At 59.2% G+C, this 20502-nt stretch carries 17 protein-coding genes; 4 read left to right on the top strand and 13 right to left on the bottom strand.

Annotated elements, in window-relative coordinates; translation table 11 throughout:
• Positions 1–10 precede the first annotated feature (10 nt).
• A complete protein-coding gene (locus AC6I6H_RS08725) occupies positions 11–1057 on the bottom strand; it encodes a type IV pilus twitching motility protein PilT (protein ID WP_497953363.1) in 1047 nt (348 codons plus the stop codon).
• 28 nt (positions 1058–1085) lie between these two features.
• Positions 1086–2753 carry a GspE/PulE family protein gene (locus AC6I6H_RS08720; protein ID WP_497953362.1) on the bottom strand — a complete coding sequence of 556 codons (1668 nt, stop codon included), beginning with the start codon at positions 2751–2753 and terminating at the stop codon, positions 1086–1088.
• 403 nt (positions 2754–3156) lie between these two features.
• On the opposite strand from AC6I6H_RS08720, the gene AC6I6H_RS08715 reads away from it, so the two are divergent.
• Genes AC6I6H_RS08715 through AC6I6H_RS08705 form a run of 3 tightly spaced genes read left to right on the top strand, consistent with a single transcriptional unit; the run spans position 3157 to position 7496 of the window.
• Complete coding sequence (locus AC6I6H_RS08715; RefSeq protein WP_497953361.1) at positions 3157–4923, top strand: sensor histidine kinase; 1767 nt, start codon at positions 3157–3159, stop codon at positions 4921–4923.
• Between the two features lie 19 nt (positions 4924–4942).
• Positions 4943–6184, top strand: a complete 1242-nt coding sequence (locus AC6I6H_RS08710) for a response regulator (RefSeq protein ID WP_497953360.1) — start codon at positions 4943–4945, stop codon at positions 6182–6184.
• Between the two features lie 19 nt (positions 6185–6203).
• Positions 6204–7496: an ABC transporter substrate-binding protein gene (locus AC6I6H_RS08705; RefSeq protein WP_497953359.1), complete on the top strand. Its 1293-nt coding sequence runs from the start codon at positions 6204–6206 to the stop codon at positions 7494–7496.
• 72 nt (positions 7497–7568) lie between these two features.
• Here the strand turns inward: AC6I6H_RS08705 and AC6I6H_RS08700 are convergent, their stop codons facing one another.
• The 3 genes from AC6I6H_RS08700 to AC6I6H_RS08690 all read right to left on the bottom strand — a co-directional run bounded on the left by AC6I6H_RS08700 (position 7569) and on the right by AC6I6H_RS08690 (position 11192).
• A complete protein-coding gene (locus AC6I6H_RS08700) occupies positions 7569–9152 on the bottom strand; it encodes an ABC transporter substrate-binding protein (RefSeq protein WP_497953358.1) in 1584 nt (527 codons plus the stop codon).
• A gap of 89 nt (positions 9153–9241) precedes the next feature.
• Entirely contained in the window at positions 9242–10204 is a 963-nt protein-coding gene (locus AC6I6H_RS08695) for a carbohydrate ABC transporter permease (protein ID WP_497953357.1), read from the bottom strand.
• 16 nt (positions 10205–10220) lie between these two features.
• Positions 10221–11192 (bottom strand): ABC transporter permease, encoded by a 972-nt coding sequence (locus AC6I6H_RS08690; RefSeq protein ID WP_497953356.1) that lies wholly within the window; start codon positions 11190–11192, stop codon positions 10221–10223.
• Positions 11193–11234: 42 nt separating this feature from the next.
• Between AC6I6H_RS08690 and AC6I6H_RS08685 the strand changes: the two genes are divergently transcribed.
• Positions 11235–11660, top strand: a complete 426-nt coding sequence (locus tag AC6I6H_RS08685) for a hypothetical protein (protein WP_497953355.1) — start codon at positions 11235–11237, stop codon at positions 11658–11660.
• A 695-nt stretch (positions 11661–12355) separates the two neighbouring features.
• Here AC6I6H_RS08685 and AC6I6H_RS08680 read toward each other — a convergent pair.
• The 8 genes from AC6I6H_RS08680 to hydF (AC6I6H_RS08645) all read right to left on the bottom strand — a co-directional run bounded on the left by AC6I6H_RS08680 (position 12356) and on the right by hydF (AC6I6H_RS08645) (position 20488).
• Positions 12356–12991 carry a hypothetical protein gene (locus tag AC6I6H_RS08680; RefSeq protein ID WP_497953354.1) on the bottom strand — a complete coding sequence of 212 codons (636 nt, stop codon included), beginning with the start codon at positions 12989–12991 and terminating at the stop codon, positions 12356–12358.
• A complete protein-coding gene (locus AC6I6H_RS08675; RefSeq protein WP_497953353.1) occupies positions 12988–14211 on the bottom strand; it encodes an ABC transporter permease in 1224 nt (407 codons plus the stop codon). The genes AC6I6H_RS08680 and AC6I6H_RS08675 overlap by 4 nt, the downstream gene beginning before the upstream one ends.
• Positions 14208–15080: an ABC transporter ATP-binding protein gene (locus AC6I6H_RS08670; RefSeq protein WP_497953352.1), complete on the bottom strand. Its 873-nt coding sequence runs from the start codon at positions 15078–15080 to the stop codon at positions 14208–14210. The genes AC6I6H_RS08675 and AC6I6H_RS08670 overlap by 4 nt, the downstream gene beginning before the upstream one ends.
• 45 nt (positions 15081–15125) lie before the next feature.
• Positions 15126–15419, bottom strand: a complete 294-nt coding sequence (locus tag AC6I6H_RS08665) for a hypothetical protein (RefSeq protein WP_497953351.1) — start codon at positions 15417–15419, stop codon at positions 15126–15128.
• On the bottom strand, positions 15382–16062 hold the full coding sequence (locus tag AC6I6H_RS08660) for an RNA polymerase sigma factor (RefSeq protein ID WP_497953350.1): 681 nt from the start codon (positions 16060–16062) through the stop codon (positions 15382–15384). The genes AC6I6H_RS08665 and AC6I6H_RS08660 overlap by 38 nt, the downstream gene beginning before the upstream one ends.
• Positions 16063–16508: 446 nt before the next feature.
• Complete coding sequence (gene hydF, locus AC6I6H_RS08655; RefSeq protein WP_497953349.1) at positions 16509–17774, bottom strand: [FeFe] hydrogenase H-cluster maturation GTPase HydF; 1266 nt, start codon at positions 17772–17774, stop codon at positions 16509–16511.
• A gap of 25 nt (positions 17775–17799) precedes the next feature.
• Positions 17800–19230 carry an aspartate ammonia-lyase gene (locus AC6I6H_RS08650; protein WP_497953436.1) on the bottom strand — a complete coding sequence of 477 codons (1431 nt, stop codon included), beginning with the start codon at positions 19228–19230 and terminating at the stop codon, positions 17800–17802.
• Between the two features lie 55 nt (positions 19231–19285).
• On the bottom strand, positions 19286–20488 hold the full coding sequence (gene hydF / locus AC6I6H_RS08645) for a [FeFe] hydrogenase H-cluster maturation GTPase HydF (protein ID WP_497953348.1): 1203 nt from the start codon (positions 20486–20488) through the stop codon (positions 19286–19288).
• Positions 20489–20502 lie beyond the last annotated feature (14 nt).

Below are 20502 nucleotides of genomic sequence, written 5' to 3'. Positions count from 1 at the left end.
TGCGTCCTCCTTACCAGTCCTGTTCCGTCATGCCAAACCCGTATTCCCGCGCCGTCTCCGCTCTTACGGCTCCGGCCTGAACCAGCTCGCGGAGCGCGTTCTCCATCGTGCGCATGCCGCTCGCCTTCCCGGTCTGCATCACGGACCGGATCTGATGCACCTTCTCGGTCCGGATCAGGTTCGCCACCGCCGGCGTGTTGACGAGCACCTCCACCGCCGCCGTTTTGCCGCGCCCGTCCGCGCGGGGGAGCAGCCGCTGGGCGGCGACTCCGAGCAGCACGGACGCCAGCTGGAAGCGGATCTGCTGCTGCTGCCCGGGCGGGAACACGTCGATGATCCGGTCGATCGTCTGCGGGGCATCCGCCGTGTGCAGCGTCCCGAACACCAGATGGCCGGTTTCCGCCGCCGTGATCGCCGTGGCGATCGTCTCCAGGTCGCGCATTTCCCCGACCAGGATGACGTCGGGGTCCTGCCGGAGCGCGGCCCGGAGGCCTGCGCCGAACGATTCCACATCCGTTCCGATTTCCCTCTGGTTCACGATCGAGCGCCGGTGCTCATGCACGAATTCCACCGGGTCCTCCAGGGTGAGAATGTGCTCGCTCCGCGTCCGGTTGATGTAATCAAGGAGCGCTGCGAGCGTCGTCGATTTCCCGCTGCCAGTCGGACCGGTGACCAGCGCCAGTCCCTGGGGCTTGTCCGCAAAGGCGCGGACCGCCGCCGGCAGCCCCAGCTCCTCCAGGGCGGGAACACGGGCCGGCACAAGCCGGATGCTGACGCCGGCCGCCGACCGCTGCCGGTAGGCGTTGATCCGGTAGCGGGAAACGCCCGGGAGGCTGTAGGCGAAATCGAAGTCGCCCCGGACGCAAAACTGCCCGTACTGCTCCGCCGTCATCAGGTCCCGGATGATTTGTTCGATCTCCTCCGGTCCGAGGGGGGCTCCGTCCGCCGCCGGCCGCAGCTCTCCGTGAATCCGCAGCATCACGGGCGCCCGGACCGTCAGGTGAATGTCCGATGCGCCCTGTTCATGCGCATGGATCAAAATGGCGTTGGCATCCATTCTCTGTCTCGCTCCTCTTTATCTCTAGTCAATCCTCCTTGCCGGCGACGCGGAACACCTCGGTGATCGTCGTCAGCCCGGCCGCCGCTTTCCGCAGGCCGTCCACGATCAGCGGCACCATCCCCCTCGTTTCGGCGTAATCGAAATACTCGTTGTCGGAGCGTTTCTGAAGGATCATCGCCCGCAGGCCGTCGTCGACCGCCAGCACCTCGTGGATCGCGATCCGCCCCTGGTAGCCGGTCCGGGCGCATTCGCTGCACCCTTTTCCGACATACAGCCGGGCCGGATCGATTCCGTACCGGACAAGCTGCGCCGCCTCCTCTTCCGGCGGTACGTAGGCCGAGGCGCAGTGCGGGCAGATTTTGCGGACCAGCCGCTGCGCTACCACGGCGTTTACCGCCGAAGAGATCAGGAAAGGCTCCACGCCCATGTCGATCAGCCGGGTGATCGCGTTCACAGCGTTGTTGGTGTGAAGGGTGCTGAGCACGAGATGCCCCGTCATGGCGGCCCGGACGGCGATTTCGGCTGTCTCCGGGTCGCGAATTTCGCCGACCATGATGACGTTCGGGTCCTGCCGCAAAATCGAGCGCAGGCCCTTGGCGAAGGTGAGGCCGGCGACCGGGTTTACCTGCACCTGGTTGATGCCGGGCAGCTGGTACTCCACCGGGTCCTCGACGGTGATGACGTTCACCTCGTCCCGGTTCAGCCGGGCGAGGGCCGAGTACAGCGTGGTGGTCTTGCCGCTTCCGGTCGGACCGGTCAGCAGCACGACACCATATGCCTTGCGGATCCCGCCGAGAAACAGCTCCCGGTTCCGGTCGGAGAACCCCAGCTTCTCGATTTCCGTCAGCGCCCCGCTCATATCCAGCACGCGCATGACGATCTTCTCCCCGTGGATGGTGGGCAGCGTCGCCACGCGGATGTCGATCTTGCGGAACTCGATGTCCAGCTCGACGCGCCCGTCCTGCGGAACGCGGCGTTCCGCCACGTTGAGGTTCGCCATGATTTTGATCCGGGCGACGATAACCGGCACCATGCCGGCCGGGAGCGTCCGTTCCGTCCGGAGGACGCCGTCCACCCGGTACCGGATGCGCAGACCGTCCTCCTGCGGATCAAAATGAATGTCGCTGGCGCTCATCTGCACCGCCTGCAGGATAATCTGGTTTACCGTCTTGACGACGGGAGAATCGTTGTCCTGCGCGGTTTGCAAGACTTCTTCCTCGCGCGCCTGCATGCTCTGCGAGATTTGCTCGATGCTGCCCTGCAGGCCGTAGTAGCGGGTAATGGCGCGAAGCAGTTCCTCTTTGGAGGCAATGACCGGTTCGACCCGCAAGCCTGTCAGAATGCGGATTTCGTCGATCGCAAAATAATCCAGCGGGTCGGCCATCGCCAAAACCAGCTTGTTCCCGTCGACCCGGATCGGCAAAACGCTGTGCTGTTCGGCAACTTTCTGCGGGATCAGCTGGATGACTCTGGTTTCGATTTTCTGGCGGTAGAGTTGAATGTGGGGAATGCCGAGCTGAAACTCCAGCACTTCGATGAATTGCTGCTGGGAGATATAGCCTTGCGTAATAAGCACGTCTCCGAGGCGCATCCGGAGCTCCTGCTGCTGGGCGAGCGCTTGCGAAAGCTGCTCCTCCGTAATTACGCCGGCCTCGACCAGCAAGTCGCCGATTCTTTTGCGGGTGTACGCCATTTCTGATCCATCCTCTTGGATAAACTTGACTCTGGGTGCAGGTGCGGAATCCGATTGCAGAAAAGCGAAAAAAAGCGAAAACGGCGCGGCGGAATCTATCGTTCACTATCTATCAAGTATATTCATTAAAACATAGGCCAAAGCGCCCGGTCAACGGGTGTTTTCCATATTTTGCCTTGATTTTTGGTTCTTTTTTACCACTTTTCCGGTCGAATTTTCCTCTCTCTTTTTTTGGTCCGGATAATAGTTTCGATTCACCTGTCGAAGAACGTCGAATTCAGGGGAAATCGTAAAAAAATTGATTTTTCTCCTATTATTTTGTTTTTTCTTCCTTCCCTGCTAGGCGGTGAGGTAGGGGTTTGTTACAATAATAGGAAGAGTCTTCCCCGCAGCAGGTGATGCCGTGTCCAAGAAAGTATCCATTTTGATTCAGCTGATCAGCGGCTTTTCGCTTATTATTTTGACGATTGTGGCCGCCACGATCTTTTTGGCTTACCGGTCTTCCTCCCAGGCCATGCAGCAGCGCTCCAATCAATACATCCTGGAGTCGGTCAAGCAGCTCCTCGGCAAAATCGACGTCATTTTACAGGATCATGACAAGATGTCTTCGATGGTCATGTTCAATCCGACCATTCAGGACGCGCTCAAGAATATAGCGGAATCCCGCACGCCGAGCGCCGGCCCGGACGAGATCGGGCGTTATCTGGACGAGCAGACCCGGTCAATCAGCTATGACGTATTCCTGCAGCTGTTCGGGCTTTCCGATACGTCCACCTTCTCGAACAACAGCTCGGTGCGGGTCAACTGGACCAGCGAGAAGGAGATCCGCACGGCCTACTGGTATCCGGCCATTATGGAAAAGGCGGGCCGAATCGTATGGTTTTCAACCGACGGCTGGCAGAACGGCAACGTTCCCGTCGTAATGGGCGCCCGGCAAATCAATGACTGGAACCGCTTAGATCGGATCGGGACCCTTTTTCTGGTACTGCCGATCGAGGTGTTGGAGAATGCCGTCAGCCAGTTTCATTTGAATCCCAATGAAAAAATCGTCATCTGCGACCAGTTCAATACCATTGTGTACTCGACCGATCCGAACGAAATCGGCAATTACATGGACACCCGCCTGCTGGAGAAATTTTCGTCTTCGCGCGCGGAGGTCAGTCCGCTGAAGCTGGGCGATTCCGCCATGTACGTCTCCTACGCGTACTCCAACTACAGCCAATGGAAGATTTTCGCCTATATCGACGCCAAGGAAGCTGTAAAGGACTTGAACGCTATTCGCCGCAACATCCTGCTGATCGGCATCCTGGGGATGGCCGCCGCGTTTCTGATCACCTTTTTCTTCTCCTGGACGCTGTCGAAGCCGATCCGGAACCTGGCGACCAAGCTGAGCAACGTCGAGCGGGGCACTACGCTGCCCTTTGTCAAGACGACCATGAACAAGGAAATGGCGATCCTGTATTCCAGCTACAATTCCATGCTGCATAATCTGGACCGGACCATCGCGGATTTGTCCAGCAAGCAGATCAGCGAGAAGCAGGCGCAAATCGTGGCGCTGAAGGCGCAGTTCCGGCCTCATTTTCTGTATAACACGCTGAACACCATCTACTGGTCGCTCGCCAACAAACGGTTGAAGGAAGAGTCGCAAATGGTGCTGACGTTAAGCGATCTTTTGCGGTACAGCATCGACCGCGGCTCGGAGTTTGTTACCCTCGAAGAGGACATCCGGCAGCTGGAACGGTTTGTTTACCTCCAGAAGCTGCGCTACGAGGACAAGCTTCAGGTGGACATTCAGCTGGACCCTGATGTACGGGCCTGCAAGATCATGAAGCTCACGCTGCAGCCGCTTGTCGAAAATGCCATTACCCACGGCCTCGAGCCGGTGGTTCGGGACGTGTGGCTGATCCGCATCCGGGTTCGCGCCGAAGGCCGGTCGTCCCTCGTGCTGACTGTGGAGGACAACGGCAAAGGAATGACGGAGGAAGCGATGCGAAGGGCCGTGGCGGAGGCGGAGGTCACCACGGACAACCTGCTCCACACCGGGCTCGGCTTGTCCAACCTGAACACCCGCATCGGCCTCGTGTACGGGCAAAACTACGGCCTTACCCTGCGCACAAGCGAGCTGGGCGGCCTGCTGATCGAAGTGACGCTTCCCCTGCTTTACGATTAATACCGCTGGAGGTCCGCGTATGAACATCCTGATTGTGGATGACGAAAGCTTTGTGCGCCGCTCCCTGTCCGATATGCTGGACGGAGCGGACGCCGACTGGAATGTGGTGGGCTCGGCCGAGAACGGACTCGAAGCCTTGCAGATCCTGAAAGAGACCCGGGTGGACCTGGTGATTTCCGATATCCGCATGCCCGGCATGGACGGGCTTGAACTGGCCCGCCACGTTCAGGAAAATTACCCCGAGACGGAAACCGTGCTCCTGACGGGGCATCAGGATTTCAGCTACGCCCGCCAGGCCATCCGCCACGGCGTGCGGGAATACCTGGTCAAGCCGACGCCGGTCGACAGCCTGCTCGAGATTGCGGCCAAAACAAGCAAACGGCTGGAGCAAAAAAAGCAGCAGGAACGCCTCTCCCACCTCCGGGAGAAAAACCTGCTGGAGAAACGGCTCTATGATTTGCTGTACGGCATCCCTCTGCCCTATTTCGATCAAGCGCTGGTCCCTTCTTTTTCTTCTTATATGGTGCTGACCGTCGCGCTCAAAGGAGACGCGCTGCCGCCGGGCTGGACCGAGCAAAGCTTTTATTCCGCCGTGCTGAACATTCTGGAGGAATGGTTTGCCCCTTACGGGCACCCGGTGGGCATCCAGGAGGAGCAGGAAGCGATCCTTCTGCTTTTCGATCCCGATCCCGCGGCGCTGAAGGAAAGCGAAGCCGGCAAAGCCGAATTTCTGGACAAGCTGGGCGGCCTCCTGAAATGCCCGTTCTGCGCCGGAGTTTCGCTCGCCCGCAGCGAGCTGGGCGCGCTTCCGGAAGCCTTCCGGGAAAGTCTCGTCGCCCTGCGAACGGCCAAGAAGCGGTGCAACCAGCCGATGGTGCACTTCCGGGAAAACGAGCTGTTTCCCGCCTCGCCGCAGCTGGCCGAGCAGCTTCAGGTCAAGGCCAAGCGGAGAATCATCGCGCTGATGGTGGAAGCGATGGAGAAGCGGCTGGACGAAAACCTGTCGCTCAAGATGATCGCCGACGAGCTATACATGAACTCTACCTATTTGGGGCGGATATTCAAGGAGGACATCGGAGAATCGTTCTCGACCTTCCTGACCAAGCTTCGGGTGAAGCAGGCCATGGAGCTTCTGCATGATGTTACCCTGAAGGTATACGAGGTGAGCGAGCGGGTCGGCTTCAAGGACCCGGCCTACTTCAGTCTCATCTTCAAAAAATACACGGGCATGACGCCGCAGGATTACCAAAAACAAAACTAGCCGAAGGGAGTTGGCTTCCTTGGCCGTCAAACGAAAGGCGCTGCCGCTCCTGATTGCGCTGACCCTTCTCGCCTCGGGCACCGGCTGCGGCACGATGTCCGGTCAGGCGGAGATCATCGATGCCGAGCCGCCGATCGAGCTGAACGTCTGGCTGTTTCCCGGCTCCGGGCTGGAGCGCCTAATCGAGCGCTACCAGAAGGAGCATCCCGAGCTCGCCATTCATATCCAGACCTCGGAGTTTTCCCAGCTTCCGACCAAATTCCAGACCGCATTGGCCGCGGGAAACGATACGCCGGATGTCGCCCTGGTGGAAATCAGCTACCTGGAACGGTTCAAGCAGTTTCCGTCTTATTTTCACAACCTCAAGGATTTGGGCGGCGAAGCGCTGGCCGGCCGTTTTCTCGACTGGAAGTGGGAGCAGGCGCTTGACACGGATCACCAGTTTATCTACGGCCTTCCGGCCGACATTACACCCTACGCCATGGTGTACCGGACGGAGCTGTTCACCAAAGCGGGACTTCCCACAGACCCCGAAGAGGTCGCCAAGCTGACGGACACCTGGGACAAATTTCTGGATGTGGGCAAGCAGGTGCGCGAGAAAACCGGCAAAGCGTTTATCAACGACCTGGAAAACCTGTATCCGGTCATTCTCGGCCAGGCGCCGGTCCAGTATTACGACCCCGAAACCGGAAAGCTGATCATCGACACCAACCCGTCTGTCCAAAAAGCCTGGACGTACGCCATGAAGGCGCACAAGCTCGGACTGTCGGCCAACATTTCAAACAAAACACAGCAGTGGGCGACCGGCATGATGACGGGCGATTTCGCGGTTACCTTGTGCCCGCCTTCCATGATCGGAAGCATCAAGAAAAACGTCCCTACAGCGAGCGTGCTGTGGAACATCACCAAAATCCCGGGAGACAGCGCCAACAGCGGCGGCTCGTTTCTTACGCTTCCGGCTACGGGGAACCACCCCAAGGAAGCGTTCGAGCTGATCCAGTGGCTGACCGCCCCGGAGCAGCAGCTGGCGGCCTACCACGAGCAGGGCTCGTTCCCCTCCGTCCCGGAAGCTTATAAGAGCCCGGACATCGATGTTCAGGACCCTTACTTCCGCAACGCGTCCGTGGGCCGGATTTATGCGGAAGCCGCCAAGAGAGTCGTGCCCGCTTATTACGGTCCTTACCACGCCGATGTGGAAAGCCAGATTCTAAAATACTTGGGCTTGGTCGAAAACGGCAGGCTGGACCCCGATGAATCCTGGAACGTCATCGTGCAGCATGCCAAGGACATCGACGCTTCCTTCCGCAAGTAACCGGGCTCCCTGCCCGGCAAAAACACCCCCGGTCCGAATGGACCGGGGGTGTTTGCTTGTCGTACTAGCTTCTTATTTCTTGCTGGCCAGGAAGGCGTCGAGCTGTTCTTGCTTGGCGGCCAGGATCTTCTCAAGGCCCGCTTTCTTCAGCTTGTCGGCGTATTTGGTCAGCGTCGTGTCGGGATCGACGGAGCCGGTGTCCAGGCTGGCGTCAAATTCGTCCATGACGGCTTTGCAAGCGGCGACTTCCGTGTTGAAGTTCGTTGCGTCGAACGTGAAGCCGAGCGCCGGAGACGCTTTGCCGCTGGCGTTGAATTGCTTGAATTGTTCCCATTTGTCCGGAGCTTCCGTTTCCCAAACCGGGTTCAGGAACTGGCTGCCCAGCATCCAGGCGGCGCCGGTCGTGTAGTTGGCCGAGTTAGCGGTTGCTTTGATGATGTCGTCTTTTACAACTTCATAGTGGTCGCCTTTGATACCGAAGACGAGCAGGTTGTTGATTTCCTTGTCGGTGTGCAGCAGATCGATGACCATCATCGCACGTTCCGGATCTTCCGAGGTGGAGGAGATCGCCAGCATGGAGCCGGCCGTGTCGCTCGTGGAGATCGTCGGCTCGTTAAAGGCGATTTGCTTGAGCTTGCCGCTCATGCCGATGGCGTTCGCCATTTCGTCGTCTTTGCCGGGCTTCAGCGATTGCGGCGTCATGAACACGTTGCCCGCTTTCATGGCGTCCTGCGTGGAAACCGTAGCAACGGCGGCGTCTTTGTTGATGTAGCCTTTTTTCATAAAGTCGCGGGTCAGCTTGATCGTTTCTTTGTAACGGTCCAGCTCCAGCATGGAAACCACTTTCGTGTCCGCTTGGTCCTTCAGCAGCACGCCCGGAATGGCGGCATCGCCGAGCGTATCATATTGCGCGATGTATTGGGAGTTGAAGGTTTCGCCTTGCTTGAAGTAGAGCGGCGTCATTTCCGGTTTCTTTTCCTTGACGACTTTCAGGACAGCGTCCAGATCCTGGATCGTTTTGACGTTCGACATGTCGATGCCGAGCTCTTCGGCGATATCGGACCGGTAAACTACGCCGCCTTGGGCAGCCAGCTCTTTGTTCGTCGGCACGCCATAGTTCTTGCCGTTGATTTGCGAACCCGTCAGGAAGTTCGGATCAAGCGTTTCCAGAATGCCTTTTCCTTGCTTTTCCAACAGGTTGCCGTATTTCTCCAGGCCCGGATCGTTCAGCGGGAGGAAAGCGCCTTTGGCAACGTTGGTGGCATAGTAGCGCCATTGAGCGGTAAAGATGATGTCGAATTTCTCACGGCTCGCGATCATCAGGTTCGTTTGGTTGTCCCACGGACCCCAGTCGATCGGAGCGATGTCCAGCTTGGCGTTGATTTTCGGCTCAAGCAGCGCGTTGATGGCGTCTTCCACTTTTTTCTCGTCTTTTTGAGGAGCGCCGATGTAGACCAGTTTGACTGTATACGGTTTCAATTCGCTTGCCGGATCGGCCGACGGAGCGGTTGACGCCTCCGTGGTTGCCGCTGCCCCGCCGCTGGGGGATGCGGACGGCGAATCCTTGCTTTCTTCTTTGCTGCAGCCGGCGAGGCTGAGGCTGAAGATCAGCATGAGCATCAGAAGCAGAGATGCGCTTTTCTTTACTGCTTTCATGGAAAACAAAACCTCCCTAATTAATCTTATATGCTATACCGGCCGAAGCCGAGTGCGGCTTCGGGACCGGATAAAGCCGAAGGAACGGATCAGCCCTTGACGGCGCCGACGGTGAGGCCTTTGACAAAGTACTTCTGGAAGAACGGGTAAGCGAACACGATCGGCCCGATCCCGATAACCGCCATCGCCATCCGCACCGTTTCGGTCGGCAGCTGTACGTTGACGCCGGAGCCGGCGAGCGCTGCGATGATTTGCGGGTTGGAGGTAATGGTTTGAATGTTGAGCATGGTCTTGTACATCAGGTATTGCAGGTTAACCTGGCCGTCCTGGGAAATAAAGATCAGGCTCAGGTACCAGTCGTTCCAATACGCCAGCGTCTGGAACAGGGCGACGGTCGCGAGCACCGGCAGCGACAGCGGCAGGATGATCTGGAGAAAAATCCGGAATTCCTTCGCGCCGTCGATCTTCGCCGATTCGATCAATGCGGGCGGGATCGTGTTGCTGAAAAACGTCCGCAGGATCATGACGAAGAAGGCGGAGACAAGCAGCGGCATGATCAGCACCCACAGGGTATCCTTCATGTGAAGCATCCGGGTGTAGACCAGATACCAGGGGACGAGACCGCCGTTAAACAGCATCGTGAAGAACATGAAGAACGAGAAGAAGTTGCGGTGCGGAAAGTCCCGCCGGGAAATCGGATACGCATACAGGGCCATAATCAGAAGGCTGAGGAGGGTACCCACCACTGTACAGAACAGGGAAACCCCGGCCGCCTCCAGAATACTCTTGTAATCCTTGAACAGGAACTCGTACGCATAGGTGCTGAATTTCTCCGGAATGAAGTTATACCCGCTGGTCAGAATGGATTTTTCGTCCGTAAACGAAACCATAATGACGAGAAGCAAAGGCAGAACGCAGGCTGCGGTATATATCCAGAAGAAGATGTTAATCAGAAGATTGGCAACGCCCGAGATCTGATTCGGGTCTTTCCGTTTACGCTTCTTCAGGGCGGAGCGAACCGCCCCGGATGGTTGGCTGACTTCCACGCTCATGGTTCGACTCTCCTTTTTAGAATAGTGCGTCGTCTCGGCTGATTTTGCGGACCACCAGGTTCGCGAAGAAGATCAGCAGGAATCCGACAACGGATTGAATCATCCCGGCGGCGGCCGACATTCCGATGTTGCCCATCGACAGGAAGGTTTGGTACACGTACGTGTCGATAACCTGCGTGGTGGAGTACAGCGCCCCGGCGTTACGCGTGACCTGGAAGAACAAGCCGAAATCGGCGTTGAAGATCCGCCCGATCTGCAGGAGCGTCATGACGATGATGACCGGCATGATCAGCGGAATCGTGATTTTGCGGATTTGCTGCCATTTGGAGGCTCCGTCGATCAGCGCCGCCTCGTAGTATTCGTGGTCGATGCCGATGATGCTGGCCATGTAAATGACGGTGGTATAGCCAATTTCCTTCCAGATTTTTACGAGTACCAGAATGATGGGCCAATACTTGGCGTCCGAATACCATTCAATCGGCTCCAGGCCCAGCAGCGGCATGATCTTGGCGTTGACGAAGCCGTTCTCCGGGCTCAAGAAGCCGAAGACCAGATAGCTGACGACGACCCAGGACAGAAAATACGGAAGGAACATCGTGCTTTGATGGAATTTGGACAAAAAGCGGTTGCGCATTTCATTGAACATGACGGCAAAAGCGACCGAGAACACCAGCGTCAGAACAATGAACACCGCGTTGTACGCCAGTGTGTTGCGGGTCATGATCCAGGCCTGTTCCGTAGCGAACAGATACCGGAAGTTGGTCAGCCCCGACCAGTCGCTGCCCAGAATGCCCTTCGTGTAGTTGACGTCCTTAAACGCGATCAACACGCCGAGCATGGGGATGTAGTTGTTGAAGATCAGCACGACAATGGCCGGCAGCATCATCACATAAAACACCCAGTATTTGCGCAGCACCCTCAGGAAGGATCGGAATCGTCCCCTCGAGATTTCGTTTGTCAAGCTGACGGAAGGATTCGTCGCGCTCATGTTTTTATTACTCCTCCGTTCCCTTATGTAGTGGTTTGAGTTGTGCAGGCTTTCGTCTCTCTCGCTTCCTCCGTAATCAAATTAAAACACAAGTTCCTTTTTGGGAGTATATGGGATAAATTAGATTTCTATAAAAAATTAGAGGATTCTTTCCTGCGCTTCTCGCTTTTCGTCATCCTTCCGCAAAACCCTTGCCGCTCCGCCAAGAAAACCGCCCGTCCCCTCTCAAAAACGGCGAAAAAGAAAAGAAACCTTTCGCGTAGAAAGGTTTCTCGTGTTTTTTGGGGGGACCCCCGGTTTAGGCTGCCGCCTGCGGCAGTCCGGTTGCTAGAGAAGGTGCGTCAGTTGGAGCGGCGCGGTGACTGGTGCAGGCGCGCCGGTTGGAGCGGCGCGGTGACTGGTGCAGGCGCGCCGCTTGGAGCGGATGCTTTAGCTGAGGCCGGCGTGTCAGTTGAAGCGGAAAGCTAGCGGTCTCATTATTCCAATGTCCTCTTTATTTTACATTCACCTCATTATTTGCTTACCTCATGTCCTAAGTATCTCGTTATCTTAAATACCCTTGTTATCCTAAATGCCCTCATTATCCTGAATGCCCCTTTTTCCGATGCAGCCCCCTATTAATCGTGACGCGCGGTCGGGCTTAGAAGGCTAACGGTTGCCACAGGGCTTATTTGCGTCAAAATCGCTCTTTTTTTGCGCTAACGGTTGCCACGGAGCCTATTTCGGGAAAAACGGGTGATTCCAAGCAAAATTACGAGAATAAGCTCTGTGGCAACCGTTACATTTTTAGACTCCGCTTTTTTGGGCAAATAGCCGCTGTGGCAACCGTTAGAGCAGCCATGGGCGATTCAAGCTTAACTGTGCTTAGTCGAGACAACATAATCTGAGATGCATTGGCGAGGCTATTACGAATTTTTATCCGTTAGGGGATTCTGAAGCATACGAACCTGTTCGAGACACCTGCATCCGTAAGGCGATCCCGAGGCACAACAAGCTGATCCAGACACCTGCATCCGTAAGGCGATCCCGAAGCGGTCAGCTCGGTGGGGCCTTGACTATCTCGAAGTGCGGGAACGACTGCGTTGAAAAAAGAGACCGAATGGCGGAGCCGCGAGAGGCGGAACGGAGCATGGCAGTGGCAGGCCAGGCGCCAGCTCCCTTTCCTAGTCTAGCCTGCGCCGAGGCAGGAACAGGGCGCAAAACACTGCCAAGGCAAGCGACAAACCGGCGAGCAGCCATTTGTCGGGATCCCATTTGCCCCCGAGCAGGCCAAACAGATAGAACTGTCCGGTAAGCTTGCCCTTGGTGGTGAAGTCCAGCAGGTACCAGGCGAATCCCATGATGTAGCCCGCCGTTACATGCCGGAACAGGAGCGCGGCCGTCATGCCGCTTGTCCCGATCGTCACCGCCGTGACGGCAACTCCGCCCACCGTCGGCCCGTAAGAAAAATCGGCTCCCAGCAGCTTCAGGTAAGCGAACAGAGCGGCAATCGCCGCATAGGCAAACGCGGTCGTCAACAGCCAGCGATAGAGAAACAGCGGAGCGTGGCGCACTCGCTTGGCGTACAGCACCTCTCCGATCCCCCCCTCTTCCAGCAGTGCGAGATGGGGGAATAGGATCAGTCCGATCAGGCTGACGAACAGCTCGCCCATGCTGGCCGCCAGACGCGCATCCGTCAGCTGCGGGTCGATAAAGAACGGGAAGGCGGCCAGCAAAACCGCTGTCAGAAGCCAGGAATAATGAGCGGTGAGCTTCAGGTTGTACCAGCCAAGGGGGCGGATTGACTGCGTGTTCCTCATCGTGCGGCCTCCACAGCCGGAGCGGCACTCCGTTTTTTAACGCCTTTGCCGCGGGCGCGGCCGGCGTCGGCGCGGCTGCGGTTCCGTTCCCAAAGCAAGGCGGCGGCAGCCGGGAGCAGCGCGGCCAGTAAAAGATAGAAGCTCCGGTTCCAGGCGATTTCATCCGCCCATCCGCGATATAACAGGTAGTCATCCGCGCTGTTAAACCGGATGATCAGCTTATAGAAGCCGTAGGAGCCCATCAGCGGCAGAACCGAAAGGAACCACCAGACGAGTTGCAGGGCGACGGGAACAATGCCCCGGCGGAACAGCATGGAGCCGAACAAGCCGAAAGCAATGGAGACCAGCACCGTGGGCAGCAGCCACCAGGCCGCATAGCCCAGGAAGAGGGCCAAGGCTTCGCCGAATTGGTCCGGTACCCCCAAGGCGTCTACCGTTTGGAAAGCGCCCACTGCGGCAAGCGCAAGGTAGATCAGCGAAAGCAGGATTCCTTGAGCGAGGAACTTTGATCCCACATAGGACCAGGCGGAAATTCTTCTGCTGTAGACCAGCTCGCTCATGCCGCTGGAGCGGTCCCGAAGCAGGAGAAAGGCGGACAGGAAAACGGGGAAAATCCCGGCCGGGAGCGACAGGTAGTCGCAGAAGAGACGGGCGGCCCCGGGGAGGAGCTCGCCTTGCTTCACTTTTTCCCGATACGCTTCCAGGTTCTGTTTCTGGGCTTTTACGGCGTCTTCCGGCGTTTCGATAGGAACGGAATAATCGTGATCCCGGGTATAGACCGTGCTTCCTCCCAGCGCTTTATTCAACTCGTCGGTCACCTGATAGGCCTGGTCCATGGTGTAGTTCGCCGGCTCTTTCACGATTTCGTCGAGCTTGGCGATGGCGGCCTGCAAAGCCTCCTTCTGCTTCTCGCTCATACGGGTATCGATCGAAAAGCCCAGCCGGATTTTGGCAACCGTGCCGTCGTCCAAATCCCAGCCGATCTCCGTCTTCATCCGCTCGGCCAGTTCGCCGGCATCGACCGGCGGCCGAAACCCATAGAACGGGTGATCCGGGGGACCCATGTTTTGCGGCGCGGTGATAGCAGGCTCGCCGATTTCTCCCCAGCTCTCGGCGGTGGCAAATTGCGTAAAGTAGAAAAAGCAGGAAACCACGAGAAACAAGTAAAAGGTCAAACTGCGCAGGGTCATGCGCATTTCTTTGCCGACAAGCGAAATCATACGGCCGCCTCCCCGCGCATCAAACAAAGATAGGCGTCCTCAATGGACGGGACGGCCCGTTCGGCGTCCGGGTAAGGCCGTTCGTCTGCCAGCACGCGGATGCGCATGCCGTCGCCTTCCGGGACGGCTGAAAGCACCGGATGCCGGTCGCGTTCACGCTCCCAGACAGACCGGTCCAGGCGCGCCGTCCAGACGCGTCCTTCGGCGGCTTTGGTCAGATCGCCGATCCGGCCGTGGTAGCGCAGGCTTCCCTGATGGAGCACCGTCATATGCTCGCAGGTGGACTCCACGTCCTCCACCACATGGGTGGAAAGCAGAACGATCCGCCCCTCGGCAAACCGGCTGAGCAGACGGCGGAACCGGATGCGCTCTTCGGGGTCGAGGCCGGCCGTCGGTTCATCGACGATAAGCAGCTTGGGCTCATGCACCATCGCCTGCGCCACGCCGAGCCGCCGCTTCATGCCGCCGGACAGTGCCTTTACCTTCGTCCGCCACTGGTCGGACAGATTGACCTGCTCCAACAGAGAGGCGATCCGCCGCCTTCGTTCAAGCCGGCCGCCGACGCCCGAAAGAAGGGCCAGGTAGTCCATCGCCTCCTGCACGGTCATGCCCGGGTAAAAAGCAAATTCCTGCGGAAGGTATCCGACCAGCCGGCGGATTTCCCGTTTGTCCGCCAGGGAAACGCCCCCGATCGACGCTCCTCCCGAAGACGGGGTTAGCAGGGTGGCCAACAGCCGCATGAACGTGGTTTTGCCCGCCCCGTTGGGACCCAGCAGGCCGTGAATGCCCTCCCCGATCCGAAAGCTGACGTTTTTCAGCGCTTGCTTGGACCCGTACGTTTTTGACAACCGATCAATCACTAATTCCATTTCCGTTCTCTCCTTTTTCCCCATCCCAGCTTGATTACCGCCGGATTACCGGCTTCTGCCGGCGTTCCAGTGCAGTTCCGCTTTCTCGAACCAGACGCCCGCGCCGATCAGAAAGACCGACAGCACCGTAAGCGTAGCTTCGTCCAGCCCGACATGCCGCTTAATCAGGAAGAGAACCGCGGTGACGCCGGCGAGCACCGCAAGCTTCCCGTATCGCTTCCGGGCAAGCTTTTTGCCGTTCGCCCGCACCTTCTCCGCTTCGCGTTTGTCGTACTCCAGCAGCCGCGCCTTCCGGTACACCTCATCGAGAAAAGCTTGCTCTTCCGGGTTCTGCGTCACCGCGCCACTCCTCCTTTTCATAAATCTGCTTCAGCTTCTTTCGGGCCCGGTGCAGCGCCACCTTGAAGGCGACCGGGTTTTTGCCCATGACGGCCGCCGCTTCGGCATACGTCAGCTGTGCCCAATCCACCAGATAGACCGCCAACCGGTCGTTCGGCTTTAGCGCGTCAAGCCGCTCCCGCCATTCCGCCTCTTCCTCGCGAAGAACCGCCGCCCGTTCCGGATTGTCCGGCGCGTCGGCTTGGACCGGAGCCGCAGCGGCACCTTCCCGCCGTTCGCCCCAAGCGCGGTCATCCGAAGCGAAGCTTCCGCTGCCCGGTGCGCTCCGGTTCAACCGTCCGGCCAGTCTCGCGTCTCCCGGCAGGGCGGTCCGCCGCGACTTTCGCAAATAATCCACGCTTTTGTTCCGGAGCAGGGTGAACAAATAGGTTTTGAGGGAGGCCCGGCCGTTGTACTTCTCCGGGTAAACCAGCAGGTAGGCAAAGCATTCCTGCGCCAAATCCTCGGCCGCGTGATAGTCCCCGGTTAGATGAAAGGCAAACTGTACGGCCGGCTGCCGATAGAGCAGGACAAGCCGCTCGAAAGAGCTGCGGTCTCCCTGCCGAAAGCGGTGCAGCAGCGTTTCCGCGTCGGGGGGGGCCATCCGGCTTTGCGCAGAAGAGAACGCTTTTCCGTTTTCCTTGCTTTCTCCGTTCGTCCTCGCCGCCCCCTCTCCATGTTGTTCGTTCTATTTCTTATTCGTCCAAGCCCGTTAAAAAGTTACAGGTCCGCTCCAAAAAAAGGCACAACATGCAAAAAAACCGCCCCGTCGGCCGTTCTCGGCTTTGGTTCGGCTTTGGTTCGGCTTTGGTTCTCTTTTGCATCGGGTTGGCCCGGGATGGGCGGGCTTCGTTTCCTGCCTGCATCCACAGCCGGAAGGTTCGGCCCCGGCCCGCGCATTAAGCCTGCTTAACCGCGCATCGGTCTGCTTAACCGCGCATCGGTCTATCTAACGTGCACCGGGGTCTGCCGACAGCAGCCGTTGTGTTGTCGGACGGCAAGCTCGATGCACGACACTATTACACAGCCGCCTTACGTATGGCGACCGCCTTACGTGTGCGCAGCCGCTTCTTCCCAGGCCAACCGGGCAAGCGGAAACGGTGAAACGGCCCGTTCCAGTATTCCCTGCACATAGGCGATGGCGACCCCGTAATTGACGATCGGCACGCCGGCTTCCACGGCCTGATCGATGCGCCAGAGCATCTGCCTGCGGTTCAGCATGCAGCCCCCGCAGTGGACGATCAGGGCGTAGTCCTTGACGTTCTCGGGAAACTTCATGCCGTTCGCAAACTCGAATTCGAGCTGCTTGCCGGTCGCCTGGCGAATCCAGCGGGGGATTTTCACTTTGCCGATGTCGTCCGGCTGCTGATGGTGCGTGCATGCTTCCGCGATCAGCACTTTGTCGCCGTCCTGCAGCCGGTCGATGGCGAGCGCTCCGCGCACCATTTCCTCCAGGTCCCCTTTGTGGCGGGCGAACAAAATGGAGAAAGAGGTGAGCGGAATGTCCTTCGGCGTGTCCGCGGCAACCTTCAGAAACACCTGGGAGTCGGTGATGACCAGCTTTGGTTTTTTGCCGAGGTTCTCCAGCGTTTCTTTGAGCTCGTATTCCTTCGTTACGACCGATACGGCGTCGCTCTCCAGAATGTCCCGGATCGTCTGCTGCTGGGGCAGGATCAGCCTTCCTTTCGGCGCGGCCTTGTCGATCGGAACTACCAGCACCACAAAATCGCCCGGCGCCAGCAAATCCCCGACGATGCGGAACTTGTCCTCTTCGTTCGGCACCGCTTCGATCAGCGCCTTTTTGAGCTCGGCGATGCCGGCCTGCCGGGCCGCCGAAACAGCGGCGGTCGGAACGCCCAGCGCCTCCCGGGCGGCGGCGGTCCGGACGGAGAGCGCCTTCGGCTGCTGCTCCTGCGGGTCCAGAAGATCGATTTTGTTCAGCACGCCCAGGGACGGAATCCCCTTCTCCCGCAGCGTATCCGCCAGCTTACGCTCGAACTCCGTCAGTCCGGCGGACGCGTCGGCGACAATAAGCGCCAGGTCCGTTTTGTTCAGCACTTCCAGCGTCTTTTTCTTGCGGAGCTCCCCAAGCTCCCCCTCGTCGTCCAGCCCGGCGGTATCGATCCAGACCACCGGCCCAAGCGGCAGCAGCTCCATCGCTTTGTAGACGGGATCGGTGGTCGTGCCCGGCACCTCCGAAACCACCGCGATGTCCTGTTTGACGACGGCGTTGATCAGGCTCGACTTGCCCGCGTTGCGCCGTCCGAATATGGCAATGTGCAGCCGCGCCGAGCGCGGAGTGTCGTTCAAGCCCATCCGGTTTCCCTCCCTGTTGTCCGCTCTATTTGCCGGGAATGCCCGGCTTGGTCACCTGGTACGGGTTCAGAATCCGGTCCGCTTCCTCTGCGGACAGCAGGTTTTCCTCCAGAAGCGCCTGCCGGATGCTTTTCCCTTCGCGCCTTGCCCGTTCCGCCACCTCGGCGCTCCGCTCGTAGCCGATGTGATCCACCAGCGCGGCGGCCAGCGCCGACGAGCGCTCCACCTGCTCCCGGCAGCGGTCCTCCCGGATGCGGAGGCCGCGAATGCACCGCTCCTCCAGCAGCCGCACCGCGTTCGTCAAAATCTCCAGCGATTCGAGCAGGGAATCGGCGATCAGCGGCAGGAACGCGTTCAGCTCCAGCTGGCCGGAAGCGGCGGCGTACGTCACGGCGGTGTCGTTCGCGATGACCTTCATCGCCGCGACGCCGGCCATCTCCGGAATGACCGGGTTCACTTTGCCCGGCATAATCGAGGAGCCGGCCTGGCCCGGCGGCAGCTCCAGCTCCCCGAAGCCGCCCGCCGGACCGCTGGCCAGCAGGCGCAGGTCGCCCGACAGCTTCAGCAGGTTGACCGCGGCGGCCTTCAACAGCCCCGATACCTCCGCAAACACGTCCATGTTCTGCGTCGGGTCCATCGGAAACTCGCTGCGCGCCAGCCCGAAGCCGGTCAGCTCCTGAAGCAGGTCCGTCACGTAAAACGTATATTTGACCGGTGCGTTAAGCCCCGTCCCGATCGCCGTTCCGCCGATGTTGATTTCCCTCAGCCGCTCTTCCGCCTTGTACAGCCGCCAGCGGTCGCGGGCGGCTGCTTTGGCGTACGCGCCGAAGCCTTGGCCGGCCATCATCGGAAGGGCGTCCATCAGCTCGGTCCGCCCGAGCTTCAGCACGTCGGCAAACGCATGCTCCTTCTCCTGGAGCGCTTCCTGGAGCGAAGCGAACGCTTGGGCAAGCGGCCGCAGCAGCGTGATCGCGGCGATCTTGAGCGCGGTCGGATACACGTCGTTGGTCGACTGGCAGCGGTTGACGTGATCAAGCGGATGCACCAGGCGGTAATCGCCCCGCGCTCCGCCGAGCCGCTCGATCGCCCGGTTCGCTACCACTTCGTTGACGTTCATATTGGTCGAGGTGCCCGCCCCGCCCTGCAGCGCGTCCACGGCAAACGGCTCCATGCCGCCGTCTGCAAGCAGATCGTCGCAAGCGCCGGCGATGGCCCGGGCAATATCGGCCGGGTAGGTGTTCAGCCGCAAATGGGCGAGCGCCGCCGCCTTCTTTACGGTCAGCAGCGCCCGGATCAAATGCCGGTTGACCGGCCGGCCGCTGACGGCGAAGTTGCCGAGCGCCCGGGCCGTGTGAATGCCGTAATACGCATCCGCCGGAACGTCCAGCTCCCCGAGCGCGTCCCGTTCCCGGCGGACAGCGCCCCGATCCTCCTCACGCGAATGCTGCTGCCCCATGACTCCAGGAAGTTCCCCCATGGCTGTTCGTTCCTCCTCCCGCGGCACCGGACCGTCAGGCCCGGCCGCCCTGCAGCATGCCGGTCACGCGCGGCAAAATATCGTGGAAACGGGCAAAGGAAATCCCGTAGTTGGTAATGGGCACGCCCTGCTCATCCGACTGCACCAGCCGGTTCATCAGCTGCTTGCGGTTGAAGATACAGCCGCCGCAGTGAACGATCAGCTTGTATTCGTGGATGTTCGCGGGAAAATCCGGTCCCACCGACGTATGAATGTCCAGCTCGCCTCCGGCGGCTTCGCGCAGCTTCGCCTGCACGAGCTGGCGGTCGATTTCGCCGTTGTGCGGGTGATGGATGCACGCTTCCGACAGCAGCACCTTGTCACCCGGCTTTAAAGCGGCGATCGCGTCTGCCCCTTCGATAAACCGGTCGAGGTCGCCCTTGAACCGGGCCATCAGAATGGCATAGGTGGTCAAAGGAACCTCCGGCGGAAGAATCTCGCTGACCTTCCCGAACACCTGGGAATCGGTGATCACCAGGTCGGGCGGGCCGCTGAGCCGGCCCAGGAGAGCGGGAAGCTCCGCTTCCGTCACGGTCAGCGCCATGGCATGGTGGTCCAGAAGATCGCGCAGAATGTGCTGCTGCGAAGCGACCAGCCGGTATTTGGGAGCGGGGATCGTCTGCGGCATCACCAGAATAACCGTATCCCCCGCTTTGACCAGATCGCCCAAAATGCTGTCGCGTTCAAACTCCGCCGGCGCGAATTCGCGGATGGCGTCCCGCAAGCTGCCGAGATTGAAATTTTTCTTCGAGCTGATTTTGACGAAGGGGATATTCAGCTCCATTTCGAGCGGGTCGATGTCAACATACCGTTCGTCGACTCTCGTGATGACGCCGATCACGGGAATGTTGCGGTTCACCAGCTCGCGGTGCCATTCCTTCTCCAGCCGATAGTTGTCTTCCTCTTCCGAAAAAATAACAAGGCCCAGGTCCGTCTGGTCCATCACTTCCCGCGTCTTCTGCGTGCGGAAACGGCCGAGGTCGCTTTCGTCGTCAAAGCCGGCGGTGTCGATGATGACCACAGGCCCCATGGGTTTGAGCTCCACCGAATGGAACACGGGCTCCGTGGTCGTTCCCGGCTCGCTGCCCGTCAAAGCGGCGGCCTCCCAGGTCAGCGCGTTGATCAAGCTTGATTTGCCGGCGTTCCTCCGGCCGAAAACCGCGATGTGCAGCCGGTTCGATTGAGGTGTCGTATGCATTGTCTTCCCCTCCT

The sequence above is a fragment of the Gorillibacterium sp. sgz306347 genome (assembly GCF_059735245.1).
The sequence above is the reverse complement of the archived record's forward strand: the minus strand, read 5'-3'. Positions and strand labels throughout refer to the sequence as shown.

Excerpts from the sequence above, each read along its gene's own strand:
- AC6I6H_RS08690 (WP_497953356.1), bottom strand. The coding sequence starts at position 11,192 with ATGAGCGCGACGAATCCTTCCGTCAGCTTGACAAACGAAATCTCGAGG.
- AC6I6H_RS08710 (WP_497953360.1), top strand. The coding sequence starts at position 4,943 with ATGAACATCCTGATTGTGGATGACGAAAGCTTTGTGCGCCGCTCCCTG.
- AC6I6H_RS08700 (WP_497953358.1), bottom strand. The coding sequence starts at position 9,152 with ATGAAAGCAGTAAAGAAAAGCGCATCTCTGCTTCTGATGCTCATGCTG.
- AC6I6H_RS08720 (WP_497953362.1), bottom strand. The coding sequence starts at position 2,753 with ATGGCGTACACCCGCAAAAGAATCGGCGACTTGCTGGTCGAGGCCGGC.
- hydF (WP_497953349.1), bottom strand. The coding sequence starts at position 17,774 with ATGGGCTTGAACGACACTCCGCGCTCGGCGCGGCTGCACATTGCCATA.
- AC6I6H_RS08695 (WP_497953357.1), bottom strand. The coding sequence starts at position 10,204 with ATGAGCGTGGAAGTCAGCCAACCATCCGGGGCGGTTCGCTCCGCCCTG.
- AC6I6H_RS08675 (WP_497953353.1), bottom strand. The coding sequence starts at position 14,211 with ATGATTTCGCTTGTCGGCAAAGAAATGCGCATGACCCTGCGCAGTTTG.
- AC6I6H_RS08680 (WP_497953354.1), bottom strand. The coding sequence starts at position 12,991 with ATGAGGAACACGCAGTCAATCCGCCCCCTTGGCTGGTACAACCTGAAG.
- AC6I6H_RS08670 (WP_497953352.1), bottom strand. The coding sequence starts at position 15,080 with ATGGAATTAGTGATTGATCGGTTGTCAAAAACGTACGGGTCCAAGCAA.
- AC6I6H_RS08650 (WP_497953436.1), bottom strand. The coding sequence starts at position 19,230 with ATGGGGCAGCAGCATTCGCGTGAGGAGGATCGGGGCGCTGTCCGCCGG.
- AC6I6H_RS08725 (WP_497953363.1), bottom strand. The coding sequence starts at position 1,057 with ATGGATGCCAACGCCATTTTGATCCATGCGCATGAACAGGGCGCATCG.
- AC6I6H_RS08660 (WP_497953350.1), bottom strand. The coding sequence starts at position 16,062 with ATGGCCCCCCCCGACGCGGAAACGCTGCTGCACCGCTTTCGGCAGGGA.
- hydF (WP_497953348.1), bottom strand. The coding sequence starts at position 20,488 with ATGCATACGACACCTCAATCGAACCGGCTGCACATCGCGGTTTTCGGC.